General features: G+C 71.0%; 8 protein-coding genes. 3 read left to right on the plus strand and 5 right to left on the minus strand.

Annotated features, from left to right (window positions below; all coding sequences use genetic code 11):
- Positions 1-17 precede the first annotated feature (17 nt).
- The 3 genes from glgB to glgX form a co-directional block, all read right to left on the minus strand.
- The gene (gene glgB, locus ACFU8V_RS10110) at positions 18-2,219 is read right to left on the minus strand and encodes a 1,4-alpha-glucan branching protein GlgB (protein ID WP_378870803.1); all 2,202 of its coding nucleotides are present in this window, start codon (positions 2,217-2,219) and stop codon (positions 18-20) included.
- Positions 2,216-4,285, minus strand: a complete 2,070-nt coding sequence (locus ACFU8V_RS10115; protein WP_126892974.1) for an alpha-1,4-glucan--maltose-1-phosphate maltosyltransferase — start codon at positions 4,283-4,285, stop codon at positions 2,216-2,218. Before ACFU8V_RS10115 ends, glgB begins: the two co-directional genes overlap by 4 nt.
- Before the next feature lie 64 nt (positions 4,286-4,349).
- On the minus strand, positions 4,350-6,422 hold the full coding sequence (glgX, locus tag ACFU8V_RS10120) for a glycogen debranching protein GlgX (RefSeq protein ID WP_085607423.1): 2,073 nt from the start codon (positions 6,420-6,422) through the stop codon (positions 4,350-4,352).
- A gap of 101 nt (positions 6,423-6,523) precedes the next feature.
- Here glgX and ACFU8V_RS10125 point away from each other — a divergent pair, with 101 nt between their 5' ends.
- Genes ACFU8V_RS10125 through ligA form a run of 3 tightly spaced genes read left to right on the plus strand, consistent with a single transcriptional unit; the run spans position 6,524 to position 11,160 of the window.
- Positions 6,524-7,699 (plus strand): cysteine desulfurase family protein, encoded by a 1,176-nt coding sequence (locus ACFU8V_RS10125; protein WP_315105094.1) that lies wholly within the window; start codon positions 6,524-6,526, stop codon positions 7,697-7,699.
- 9 nt (positions 7,700-7,708) lie between these two features.
- On the plus strand, positions 7,709-8,806 hold the full coding sequence (mnmA, locus tag ACFU8V_RS10130; protein ID WP_081811554.1) for a tRNA 2-thiouridine(34) synthase MnmA: 1,098 nt from the start codon (positions 7,709-7,711) through the stop codon (positions 8,804-8,806).
- Positions 8,807-8,844: 38 nt separating this feature from the next.
- Entirely contained in the window at positions 8,845-11,160 is a 2,316-nt protein-coding gene (gene ligA, locus ACFU8V_RS10135) for an NAD-dependent DNA ligase LigA (RefSeq protein ID WP_378870809.1), read from the plus strand.
- A 3-nt stretch (positions 11,161-11,163) separates the two neighbouring features.
- On the opposite strand, the gene ACFU8V_RS10140 is transcribed toward ligA, so the two are convergent.
- On the minus strand, positions 11,164-11,643 hold the full coding sequence (locus tag ACFU8V_RS10140; protein WP_025103374.1) for a GNAT family N-acetyltransferase: 480 nt from the start codon (positions 11,641-11,643) through the stop codon (positions 11,164-11,166).
- A gap of 11 nt (positions 11,644-11,654) precedes the next feature.
- Positions 11,655-13,496 carry a DEAD/DEAH box helicase gene (locus tag ACFU8V_RS10145; protein ID WP_378870813.1) on the minus strand — a complete coding sequence of 614 codons (1,842 nt, stop codon included), beginning with the start codon at positions 13,494-13,496 and terminating at the stop codon, positions 11,655-11,657.
- Between the last annotated feature and the right edge of the window lie 29 nt (positions 13,497-13,525).

The following is a 13,525-nucleotide window of genomic DNA, read 5'->3' on the forward strand; positions in this document are numbered from 1 at the left end:
CCCCGCGCAGACCCCCGTCAGCCGTTGTTCACGGTGGGGACGTGGGGCTCCGGCTGATAGCGGAGCCACAGCGTCGATAGGGCCGGCAGCGTGATCGAGGCCGTCGCCGCGCCCCCGTCTCCGGATTCGGCGACCACCATCCCGAGGTTGCCGGAACCGCGTCCGCCGTAGACGTCGGCATCGGAGTTCAGGATCTCCTGCCAGACGCCGGGGCGCGGCAATCCCAGGCGGTACCCGGTGCGCTCCACGCCGGCGAAGTTGCTGACCACGACCAGACGGCCGCCGTGCGCGTCCCGCCGTTCGAAGGCGATCACGGACGGATCCCAGCTCGGTGCCCCGAGCCGCGTGAACCCCGAGCCGTCGCTGTCGCGCTCCCAGAGCGGTGCCTGCGCCCGGTACACCCCGTTCATCGCGGCGACGAAGTCCTGGAGCTGGGCGTGCGAAGGCTGGTCGCGGAGCCACCAGTCCAGCTCGCGCCCCTCCGACCACTCGGCGAGCTGTCCGAACTCCTGACCCATGAACAGCAGCTTCTTGCCCGGATGCCCCCACATGTACGCGAGGTAGGCGCGGACGTTCGCGAGCTTGTGCCAGTGGTCGCCGGGCATCTTCGACAGCAGGCTGCCCTTGCCGTGCACGACCTCGTCGTGACTGATCGGCAGCACGTAGTTCTCGCCGAACGCGTAGACGAACGAGAAGGTGATCTCGCCCTCGTGGTGCGCCCGGTACATCGGGTCTCTGCCGATGTACTGCAGCGAGTCGTTCATCCACCCCATGTTCCACTTGAATCCGAACCCGAGGCCGGCGTGATCCGTCGGCGCGGTGACACCGGGGAAGCTCGTGGACTCCTCGGCGATCATGAGGATCCCGGGGTGCAGGCGGTAGGCGGTGGCGTTGACCTCCTGGAGGAAGCGGATCGCCTCCAGGTTCTCGCGTCCGCCGTGGATGTTCGGCTCCCACTCACCCTCGCGACGCGAGTAGTCGAGGTAGAGCATCGAGGCGACGGCGTCGACGCGCAGACCGTCGACGTGGAACTCCTCGAGCCAGTACAGCGCGTTCGCGACGAGGAAGCCGCGGACCTCGGGACGACCGTAGTCGAAGATGAGCGTGCCCCAGTCCTGGTGCTCTCCGCGCCGGGGGTCGGGGTGCTCGTACAGGGGCTGACCGTCGAAGCGCGCCAGGGCGAAGTCGTCCTTGGGGAAGTGGCCCGGCACCCAGTCCATGATGACGCCGATGCCGGCCTGGTGCAGGCGGTCGATGAGGTAGCGCAGGTCGTCGGGGGAGCCGTACCGGCTCGTCGGCGCGTAGTAGCCGCTGACCTGGTATCCCCAGGATCCGCCGAACGGATGCTCGGCGAGCGGCATGAACTCGACGTGAGTGAACCCCGTCTCCTGCACGTGCGCGATCAGCGGATCCGCCATATCGCGGTATCCCAGGCCGCCCCGCCAGGAGCCGACGTGCACCTCGTACACCGCCAGCGGCTGCGCGACGGCATGCGTGGCGGCGCGACGCGTCATCCACGCGCCGTCCTCCCAGACGTAGGACGACGCCGTCACGACGGAGGCGGTCTCCGGCGGCACCTGCGCCGCCAACGCCATCGGGTCGGCCTTGAGGATCCAGCTGCCGCTCCGCGTCCGGATCTGGAACTTGTAGCGGGTCCCGACGGGGAGGTCGGGGATGAAGAGCTCCCAGACGCCGCTCGCGCCGAGCGAGCGCATGGCGTGGCTCTCGCCGTTCCAGCCGTTGTGATCGCCCACCACACGGACGGCCGTGGCATCGGGCGCCCAGACGGCGAAGGACACGCCCTGCTCGTCGCCCTGCGTGCGGGGATGGGCTCCCAGCGCTTCCCACAGCCGCTCGTGCCGGCCTTCGGCGATCAGATGAAGGTCCAGGTCGCCGAGGGTCGGCGCGTGACGGTACGGGTCGCCCGCGACGCTCTCCTCCTCGCCGCGGTAGCGCGTCGCGAGGCGGTAGCGGAGCGGCGGTCCCGGATGCGTGCCCTCCCACACCCCGTGCGCGACGTGGGTGAGCGTCAGGCGGCTGCCGTCGTCGAAGACGGCCTCCACCGTCTCGGCGAGCGGACGGCGAGCCCGGATCACGGTGACAGTGCGATCCGCCGCATCCTTCGCGGGGTGGGCGCCGAGCACGGCGTGCGGCGCGTGGTGCCGCCCTTCCGCCACGGCCTCCCAGTCGGCGTTCGCGGTGTCGTCGATGCCGCTCATGCGCGCTCCCTCACCTTCAGGATGTGGACCGGCTCGGCAAAGGCGTCGAGCCGGACGTAGTTGTGATCGGTCCAGGTCCAGACGCTGCCCGTGAGCAGGTCCTCCACCTCGTAGCTCTCACCCAGGGGGACGCCCCAGCGTGTGGTGTCGAGATGGACGGTGGTCTCGCGCACCGAGTGCGGGTCGACGTTCGCGACGACGATGAGCGTGTCCGGCCGCCCGGTTCCGGTGAAGGCGGCGTCGAGATGCTTGCTGAACACGAGGATGGCGTCATCGTCGCTCCAGTGCAGCTCGAGGTTGCGCAGCTGCCGCAGGGCCGGATGCGCCGCGCGGATCTCGTTCAGCCGCCGCAGGAGCGGAGCCAGCGATTCCCCGCGTTCCTCGGCCCCCGCCCAGTCGCGGAACTTGTACTCGTACTTCTCGTTGTCGATGTTCTCCTCGGAACCCGGGCGGGCCACGTTCTCGATGAGTTCGTATCCCGCATACACGCCGTACACGGGGCCCGCGGTGGCAGCGATGCAGGCGCGGATCCGGTAGGCCGCGCGTCCGCCGAACTGGAGGTATTCGGTGAGGATGTCGTGCGTGTTGACGAAGAGGTTCGGGCGCATGTAGTCGGCCGTCTCGTGGGAGATCGTCGTGAGGAACTCCTCCAGCTCCGCCTTGGTGTTGCGCCACGTGAAGTAGCTGTAGCTCTGTTGGAAGCCCACCGCGGCGAGCGCGCGCATCACCGCCGGTCGGGTGAACGCCTCGGCCAGGAAGATCACGTCGGGATCCGTCTCGTTCACCGTCGCGATCAGCCACTCCCAGAACTGCAGCGGCTTGGTGTGCGGGTTGTCCACGCGGAAGATCCGAACCCCCTCCGCCACCCAGTGCCGGACGATCCGGAGCATCTCGGCGGCGATCCCCTCCGGGTCGTTGTCGAAGTTCAGCGGGTAGATGTCCTGGTACTTCTTCGGCGGGTTCTCGGCGTACGCGATCGTGCCGTCGGGGAGGGTGGTGAACCACTCCGGGTGGTCGCGCACCCAGGGGTGGTCGGGAGAGGCCTGCAGCGCGAGGTCGAGGGCGACCTCCAGTCCCTCCTTCCGCGCGGCCCGCACGAAGGCGCGGAAGTCCTGCGGGGTGCCGAGGTCAGGGTGGATCGCATCGTGCCCGCCCTCCGCCGCTCCGATGGCGTACGGCGAGCCCGGGTCCCCGGCCTCGGCGACGAGGGTGTTGTTGCGACCCTTGCGGTTGGTCGTGCCGATGGGATGCACGGGGACGAGGTAGATCACGTCGAAGCCCATCCTGGCGACCTCGGGCAGGCGCTTCGCTGCAGTACGGAACGTGCCGCTGCGGACCGTTCCGTCCTTGAGGCGGCGGGCTCCCTCCGACCGCGGGAAGAACTCGTACCAGGCGCCGACTCCGGCGCGGGTGCGCTCCACGCGGAGGAGCTGCTCCGCGGAGGCGGAACGGAGCGTCGTGACGGGGCGATCGCGGAAGATCGCCGCGAGGTCGGGGTCCACGGCCCGTTCGGCGGCGACGACGGGGTCGCCGGCCCGGAGTTCCTCCGCCCAGGTCCTGAGGCGCGTGCGCTGCGCTGCGGGGCGGTCCTTCTCGGCAGCCGCCCGCTGCAGGAGCTCGGCTCCGAGGGCGGCCATCACGGGGACGTCCACCCCGGCGGCGATCTTCACGTGCGCGGCGTGCGCCCAGGTGGCGAAGTCGTCGGAGAACGCCTCGAAGCGATACCGCCAGAGACCCTCCGCATCGAGGGCGATCTCCGCCTCCCAGCGATCGGTGCCGTCGGCGAGCGCCGTGAGCCGGTGCAGGCTCTCTTCGCCGGCCGGTGAGGTCAGTCGCACGTGCACGCCGATGAGGTCGTGCCCTTCGCGGAACGCCACGACGCGGAAGGGGACGACCTCGCCCGCGAACGCCTTGGCGGGGAAGCCTCCCGGAACCACCGGCGTGCCGTCCAGCAGCGGGATCCGGGTGGTCCGAAGAGCTCCGGGCTGGTCGGCGTCGACGGCGCGCGTCGGGATCTGAACGGGGCTCCGCAGAGCCGTGGGTCGGGTTCCAGCACGAGCAGTCACATGCCGAATCTACCGCTCGGCCCTGTCGGAACCTACCGCTCGACCCCGGCGCCGAACCGTGCTATCACACCACCCGGAACAGGCGCATGGATGTGCCGGGGATCGGCAGCACGTCACCCGGAGCGTACGTCTCCTCGGCCTCCGACGGGCGCTCGTCGGTGCTCGACCAGAGGGAGACGAATCGGCTGGCACCCTCGATCTCCTCCGGGAGCCGCACGTCGATCGGCGCCTCCGTCCCGTGCACGATCAGGAGGATGCGGTTGGCGGGTTCCTTGTCCGGTGTGGAGGCGGCGACGTACTGCAGCGTGCGATTGCCGGGATCGGTCCACTGCCCCGGTTCCATGGTCGCACCGTCCTGGTCGTACCAGTCCATGACCGAGGCGTTCGGGATGTGCTCGCCGAGGCGCGCATACCGACTCGGCCGCAGCGCCGGATTCTCCTCGCGCAACCGGGCGAGGCGCGCGACGTGGGCCCGGAGGTCGTCCTGCCAAGGCTCGAACTCCCAGGAGAGCCAGGACAGCGGCGAGTCCTGCGCGTAGGCGTTGTTGTTGCCGCGCTGGGACCGCCCCACCTCGTCCCCGGCGGTGAGCATCGGGATGCCGGCCGAGAGGAGGAGGGTGCCGAGCAGGTTGCGCATGGCCTTGCGCCGGGCGGTGAGGATCGCGGGATCGTCGGTCGGTCCCTCGACGCCGTGGTTGAACGAGCGGTTCAGGTCGGCGCCGTCGCGATTGTGCTCGCCGTTGGCTTCGTTGTGCTTGACGTCGTACGACACGAGGTCGTGCAGCGTGAACCCGTCGTGCGCCGTGACGAAGTTGATGCTCGCGAGGGGTCCGCGGTCCTCGCTGAAGGTGTTGGACGATCCGGCGAGCCGGGTGGCGAAGCCGCCGATGCCGACCGGCGCCGAGGCTCGCCGTGCGTAGTCGATGTCGCTCAGCCAGAAGTTGCGCACGCGGTCGCGGTACCGGTCGTTCCACTCGTGCCACCCCGCAGGGAAGTTGCCCGTCTGCCAGCCGCCCAGTCCGACGTCCCAGGGCTCCGCGATGAGCTTGGTGTCCGCGAGGACGGGGTCGGCGGCGATCGCCTGCAGCAGCGGATGATCCGGAGTGTAGGCGTGAGCGCCGTCGCGCGCGATCGCCGTCGCCAGGTCGAAGCGGAAGCCGTCGATCTGCATCTCCTCGGCCCAGTACCGGAGCGAGTCCAGCACCAGTCGTGCGCCCGCGTCGGTGGCCGTGTTGAGCGTATTGCCGCATCCCGTGGTGTCGATGTAGACGCCCGCGTCGTCCTGTCGGTAGTACCGCGCGTTGTCGATACCGCGGAGACTGGAGCGCGGCCCGCCGATGCCCTCCTCCGACGTGTGGTTGTACACGACGTCGAGGATCACCTCGAGGCCGGCCTCGTGCAGCAGACGCACCATGCCCTTGAACTCGGCGATGATCGCCTCGGGGCCCCGTTTCCTGGCGTCTTCCGTCGCGTAGGCGGCGTGGGGCGTGAAGAAATTCAGGGTGTTGTACCCCCAGTAGTTCGTCAGCCCCCGCTCCAGCAGCCGCGGCTCCGGGACGAAGGCGTGGACGGGGAGCAGCTCCACCGACGTCACCCCGAGCGTGCGGAGGTACGCGATCATGGCCGGATGCGCGAGGCCCGCGTAGGTGCCGTGCAGCGCGGGCGGGATGTCGGGGTGCCGCTTGGTCAGTCCCTTCAGGTGGCCCTCGTAGATCAGCGTCCGGTCGGCGGGGATCCGCGGCTTCGTGGAGCCGCCCCAGTCGAAGCCGTCCTCGATGACCACGGCTCGCCATTCCTGGTAGCCGTGTCCCTGGGCGAGGCCTCGCGCATACGGGTCGAGGAGCAGCGTCTCCGGGTTGAACGTGTTGCCGGGCCCGTGCGGACCCTCGACGCGGAGCGCGTAGCGGACTCCGGGCTGCAGCAACGGCGTCGTGATCTCCCAGACGCCTCCGGGCCGCCGTTCGAGCGGAGCCTGGTCGACGACCCAGTCGAGGTCCGTCGCGTCGAAGACGACGAGCTCGACGGCGGAGGCGTTCTGCGACCAGACCCGCAGCGTGCCGACGCCGTCGTGCAGCCGGACGCCGAGGTTGTCGAGGATCGCCCCACCGGGCACGACGGAGTCGGGGGACGAAGACATGGATACACCCTAAACGTGTTGCATTTCAGTCTCATGACAGGACGCACCCGGTCTCACGCGCAGACGGACCGCTCGGGGCGCGGATCGGGGAGAATCGAAGCATGCGGCACTATCTCGACCACGCGGCGACGACCCCGTTGCGCCCGGAGGCCAGGGACGCGTGGCTGGAGGCGTCGGTCATCGTCGGCAACGCGTCGTCGACGCATGGAGCGGGGCAGGACGCGCGCCGGGTGCTGGAGGAGTCACGGGAGCGGATCGCCGCGGTCCTCGGGTCCGATCCCATCGAGGTGGTGCTGACCTCCGGTGGGACGGAATCCATCAACCTCGCCCTCCAGGGACTGTGGCACTCGCGTCGTCCGGAGACGACCGCTGTCGTGGTGCCGGACGGCGAGCATCACGCGACGATGGACACGGTCGCAGCCCTGGTGGCCGACGGTGCCGAGGTGCGGGCCGTGCCCGTGTCGGCCCACGCGCGCATCGACGAGGATCGCTTCGCCGCGGCCCTGCCGGGGGCCGCGTTCGCGACCGCGCTCGTCGCGAACAACGAGACCGGGACGATCAACGGTGCGCCCGCGCTGGCGGCGGCCACGGCCGACGCCGGTGTACCCCTGCACCTCGACGCCGTCGCCGCTCTCGGGCATCTGCCGCTGTCCTTCCGGGACCTCCGCGGCCGCGCGGACGACGGCGTGGGTCTCGTGGCGCTCAGCGTCGCCGGACACAAGGTCGGCGCACCGGTCGGCGTCGGCGCGCTGGTGGTGGCCCGGTCCGCCCGGCTGACCCCGCTCCTGCGGGGCGGGGGCCAGCAGCGGGGTCTGCGTGCGGGCACGCAGGACGTGCCGGGAGCGGCGGCGCTGGCGACGGCGCTCGAACTCGCCGAACGGGAGCGGTCCGCCGAGAGGGTCCGGGTGGGCGGTCTGCGCGACCGCCTGGTCGAGGGCATCCGTGCGCGGGTGCCGGCGGCCGAGCTCCTGGGCGATCCCGATCACCGTCTTCCGGGTACCGCCCATCTGCTCTTCCCCGGTGCGGTGGGAGAGAGCCTGCTGTTCCTGCTGGACGTGGCCGGCGTCTCGGCCTCCACGGGCTCCGCGTGTCAGGCGGGGGTCGCCGAGCCTTCGCACGTCGTGATGGCGATGGGGCGCAGTGAGGCGGACGCCCGGAGCGTGCTGCGCTTCTCCCTCGGGCGCACGTCGACCGATGCCGATGTGGATGCGGTGCTGGCGGTGATCGGAGATGCCTACGCACGGGCATCCGGGGCCCGTGCAGCCGAGCGCTCGTAGACTGGACCCATGCGAATCCTTGCGGCCATGAGCGGTGGTGTGGACTCCGCCGTCGCGGCCGCCCGGGCCGTCGAGGCGGGGCACGATGTGGTCGGCGTGCACCTCGCGCTCTCCCGCGCCGGCGGGACCTTGCGCACCGGGAGCCGCGGCTGCTGCACGATCGAGGACGCCCTCGACGCGCGTCGCGCCGCCGACCTCCTCGGCATCCCCTTCTATGTGTGGGACTTCTCGGAGCGGTTCCGCGACGACGTGATCGACGACTTCGTCGCCGAGTACCGTGCGGGTCGGACGCCGAACCCGTGCATGCGGTGCAACGAGAAGATCAAGTTCGCTGCCCTGCTGGAGCGCGCCCTGGAGCTCGGTTTCGACGCCGTGTGCACCGGGCACTACGCGACCCTCGTCGACGGCCCGGCGGGACTCGAGCTGCACCGCGCCTCGGACAACGCGAAGGACCAGTCCTACGTGCTCGGCGTCCTCACGGCCGACCAGCTCGCCCACACCTATTTCCCCCTGGGTACCACGCCGTCGAAGGCGCTCGTGCGGGCGGAGGCGGAACAGCGCGGTCTCAGCGTCGCCCAGAAGCCGGACAGCCACGACATCTGCTTCATCCCGGATGGGGACACCCGGGGCTGGCTGGCCGAGAAGGTCGGCACGGCCACCGGTGAGATCGTCGACCGCACCGGTGCCGTCGTCGGCGCGCACGAGGGCGCCCACGCCTTCACGGTCGGCCAGCGGCGCGGACTCAAGCTCGGCGTCCCGGCGGCGGACGGCAAGCCGCGCTTCGTGCTCGAGGTGCGCCCCGTATCGAATACGGTGGTCGTCGGCCCGAAGGAGGCGCTGGCGATCGCCGAGATCGCGGGGGAGCGGTTCAGCTGGGCCGGCGCCGCGCCGACCTCGTCGTCGTTCGCGTGCGACGTCCAGATCCGCGCGCATGCCGAGCCGGTGCCCGCCACGGCCACGGTGACGGCCGAGGGCGTCCGCGTCGTCCCGGACACGCCCCTGGACGGCGTCGCCCCGGGGCAGACCGCCGTGCTCTACATCGGCACGCGCGTGCTCGGGCAGTTCACGATCGATGCGACCGTCTCCGCGGTCCCGGTCGGCGTCTGATCCGGGCGGATGTCGGTCGCCGCTCCTAGACTGACGGAGTGCCGGAGAACATCTCACTGGAAGACGCCCGCCGCGAGGCGGAGGAGCTGACGACCCGCATCCTCGAGGCGAAGGACGCGTACTACGGGCGTGACACGTCGCTCGTCGACGACGCCACGTACGACGGCTGGATGCGGCGCCTGGAAGAGCTCGAGCGCCTGCATCCCGAGCTGCAGGGACAGGACTCGCCCACCCAGATGGTCGGCGCGGCCGAGGCGACGGGGCTCGCGACCATCGAGCACGCCGAGCGGATGCTCAGCCTCGACAACGTCTTCTCGATCGACGAGCTGCGCGAGTGGGCGCAGAAGACACGAGCGGCCGCCGGGCGCGACGTCGACTGGCTGACCGAGCTCAAGATCGACGGCCTCGCGATCAACCTGCGGTACGAGGACGGCGTGCTGACGTCGGCCGCGACCCGTGGCGACGGGCGGATCGGCGAGATCGTCACCGAGAACGCGCTCCGACTCCCCGAGATCCCGGAACGGCTCGCCGGGGAGGGGCACCCGCCCATCGTCGAGGTGCGCGGAGAGGTCTTCATCCCCGTCGCCGCGTTCGAGCGGCTGAACGCGGCGCAGGCGGCGTTCCGGGACCGCGCGTACACGGACGCCCTCGCGCGCTGGGAGGCCAGGGGCGGCGCGAAGAAGCCGTTCGACGAGGAGAAGGCGCGCACCGCGGCGGCACGGCGCTTCCCGGCCTTCGCGAATCCCCGCAACGCGGCCAGCGGCGGCCTGCGTCAGCAGATCGACAAGAAGGACGGCCTGGAGTTGGAAGCGGGTCTGCTGCGCATCGAGTCGCTCGCGCTGTACGTGCACGGCATCGGTGCCTGGACGAACCCGCCGGTCGCGGCCCAGAGCCAGGTCTACGAGCTGCTGGCCGCCTGGGGGCTGCCGACGAGTCCGCACACGAAGGTGTGCCGCAGCATCGACGACGTCGTCGCCTTCGTCGAGCACTACGGCGAGCATCGGCACGACATCGAGCACGAGCTCGACGGCATCGTGGTCAAGGTCGACGAGCTCGACCTGCATGACGAGCTGGGAGCGACGAGCCGGGCGCCCCGCTGGGCGATCGCCTACAAGTACCCGCCGGAGGAGGTGCAGACGAAGCTGCTCGACATCGTCGTCTCCGTCGGTCGCACCGGTCGCGCGACGCCCTTCGCGGTGATGGCGCCGGCTCACGTCGCCGGATCCGTGGTCCGTCAGGCCACGCTCCACAACAAGGACGTGGTGAAGGCCAAGGGCGTTCTCATCGGCGACACCGTGGTGCTGCGCAAGGCGGGCGACGTGATCCCCGAGGTGCTCGGCCCGGTGGTCGAGAAGCGGGACGGGACCGAGCGGGAGTTCGTCATGCCCGCCGACTGCCCCGAGTGCGGCACGCCGCTGCGCGCCATGAAGGAGGGGGACATCGACCTCCGGTGCCCGAACGCCCGGTCGTGCCCCGCCCAGGTGCGCGGACGCGTCGAGCACATCGGCTCGCGGGGAGCCCTCGATGTCGAGGCCCTGGGCGAGGTGACGGCGGCGGCGCTGACCCAGCCCACGAGTCCGGCGGAGCCTCCCCTGGTGACGGAGGCGGGCCTGTTCGCCCTGACCCTGGAGCAGCTCGTGCCGATCGAGGTCGTCGTGCGCGATGCGGAGACGGGTCTGCCGCGCGAGGACGAGGACGGCCTCGTGAAGACCCGCGCGCCGTTCCGACGCAACCCGACCGCGGCCGAGAAGAAGTCGGGTCTGGAGGGTCCGCAGCCGTCTTCCCAGGCGCTGACCCTGCTCGCGGAGCTGGAGAAGGCGAAGACGAAAGACCTCTGGCGGCTTCTCGTCGCGCTCAACATCCGTCACGTCGGACCGGTCGCGGCGCGGGCGCTCGCGCAGTGGTTCGGGTCGCTCGACGCGATCCGGGAGGCATCGCGGGAAGAGCTCGCCGCGGTCGAGGGCGTGGGCGGCATCATCGCGGACTCCTTGCTCGCGTGGTTCGACGTCGACTGGCACCAGGACATCGTCCGCCAGTGGGCGGACGCGGGCGTGCAGTGGGCGACGCCGGGTCACCCCGGCCCCGGAGCGGCGGTCGCGGCCGGGGGAGTGCTGGAGGGCCTCACCGTGGTGGCGACGGGGTCCCTCGACGGGTACACCCGCGACGGGGCGCAGGAGGCGATCATCAAGGCCGGCGGAAAGGCGGCCTCGAGCGTGTCCAAGAAGACGGACTTCGTGGCCGCGGGGCCGGGAGCCGGCTCCAAGCTCGCGAAGGCGGAGGAGCTCGGCATCCGCATCCTCGACGCCGCGCAGTTCCACGTCCTGGTCACCGAGGGGCCCGCGGCGCTGGACTGAGGGTCAGGCGCTCTCCGGCGCTGCCGTGGTGGGAGCCAGGAACTGCCGCAGCCGTGGGGAGTCCGCGAACCCCAGCTCCTGATAGAGCCCGACGGCTGCCTCGCTCGAATGCACGGTGATCCGTTCGGCGCCGACGGACACCGCGTGGGCGCAGGCCGCGGCGACGAGACCGCGGCCCGCTCCTCGTCCCCGATGCTCGGGAAGGACGAAGACGCTCTGGATGTCCGCGGAGAGGCGGTGCGGAGCGCCCGGCCGCGGCACGCGGGGCACGAGGGCGACCCACGCTGCGCCGACGATGCGGTCGTCGTCATCGCGCCGCGCGACGAAGGCCACGTGGGTGCGGTCGTGGGCCCGCCACCAGTCGCCCAGCTCGGCGGTGAAGGCGTCGAGCGATCGACCGGCCGTCAGGTCCGCGGGCACGTCCTCCCACTTGAGCTGGGCGAGTGCGGCGAGATCGTCCCTGCCGGCGCGGTCGATGCGCATCGTCGGTCCGCTCAGGCCTTGTGGCGGGGCTTCCGGAAGGGCTTCTCCTCGCGGTCGCGGTGCGGCGGGCGCTCGTCACGGTCGCGGCGGTCGGTCCGGTCGTAGCGGGCCGGCCGGCCGCGGCCGTCGCGCGAGGACGAGCCCCGCCGTGCGCCGGGACCGCGGTCAGGAGCGATCTCGATCAGCCGTCCGTAGATGCGCGTATCGCGGAGCTTGTCGAGGACGGCGGGGTCGAGGTTCGCCGGGAGCTCGACGATCGAGAAGTCGGGACGGATGTTGATCGCGCCGAAGTCGTCGCGGCCCAGACCGCCCTCGTTCGCGAGCGCGCCCACGATCTGCCGCGGCTCGACGCGGTGCCGCCGACCCACCTCGATGCGGTACGGGGTGTAGTCGCCCCGGCTGCGACGCTCCCGGGGTTCCCGGGGCTCCCGCGTCTGCCGCTCGCGCTGCGGGCGGTTGTCGGCGGCGACCGCCTGCGACAGGGCGTCGTCTGCGGGGTCGAGGAGTAGCGGCGTGGAACCCTGGGCGACCACGGCGAGAGCGGCCGCGACGTCGCCCTCCGGCACGTCATGATGCCGGACGTAGTGGGCGATGATGTCGCGGAACGCGTCGATGCGCGACGTCTCCGACAGTGCGGTCGTGATGGCGTCGTCGAAGCGGGCGAGCCGCGTCGTGTTCACGTCCTCGGTGCTCGGCAGCTGCATCTGCGTGGGCTGCTGCCGCGTCGCCTTCTCGATGTGCTTGAGCAGGTAGCGCTCGCGCGGGGTGATGAAGCTGATCGCGTCGCCCGTCCGCCCGGCCCGCCCGGTCCGTCCGATGCGGTGCACGTACGACTCGGTGTCGGTGGGGATGTCGAAGTTGACGACGTGACTGATGCGCTCGACGTCGAGTCCGCGGGCGGCGACGTCCGTCGCGACGAGGATGTCGAGCTTCCCGTCCTTGAGCTGATTGACGCTGCGCTCGCGCTGCACCTGCGGCACGTCGCCGTTGATCGCGGCGGCGGAGTACCCGCGGGCGCGGAGCTTCTCGGCCAGGGTCTCGGTCTCGTTCTTCGTGCGGACGAAGACGATCATCCCGTCGAAGTTCTCCACCTCGAGGATGCGGGTCAGGGCATCCACCTTCTGGGCGTAGGAGACGACGAGGTAGCGCTGGGTGATGTTCGTGTTGGTCGCGGTCTTGGACTTGACCGTGATCTCCTCCGGGTCGCGGAGGTACTGCTGCGCGAGGCGGCGGATCTGCGCGGGCATCGTGGCGGAGAACAGGGCGACCTGCTTCTCCTCGGGGGTCTGAGCGAGGATCTGCTCGACGTCCTCCGCGAAGCCCATCTTCAGCATCTCGTCCGCCTCGTCCAGCACGAGGTACTGGAGCTCGGAGAGGTCGAGGGTGCCCTTGGCCAGGTGGTCCATGATGCGGCCGGGGGTGCCGACCACGACGTGCACGCCGCGGCGGAGGGCGGACAGCTGCACACCGTATCCCTGACCGCCGTAGACGGGCAGCACGTGCACGCCCTTCATGCGGGAGGCGTAGGACTCGAACGCCTCGCAGACCTGCAGCGCGAGCTCACGGGTCGGGGCGAGGACGAGGGCCTGCGGCGTCTTCTGCGCGACGTCGAGCCGCTCCAGCACGGGCAGGGCGAAGGCGGCGGTCTTGCCGGTTCCGGTCTGCGCCATGCCGACGACATCGCGGCCGGCGAGGAGGGTGGGGATGGTCGCGGCCTGGATGGGCGACGGGGTCTCGTAGCCGAGATCCTTGATGGCCTTGAGGACCGGCCCGGTGATGCCGAGGTCCTCGAATCCGGGGGTGGCAGGGGACTCGTCGGGGGCGTCGGCGGGGGTCACTTCTTCAGGGGTCACTTCCCAAGGGTAGCGCGCCCGGCCCCCCG

The sequence above is a fragment of the Microbacterium sp. NPDC057658 genome (assembly GCF_042799975.1).
GTDB lineage: Bacteria > Actinomycetota > Actinomycetes > Actinomycetales > Microbacteriaceae > Microbacterium.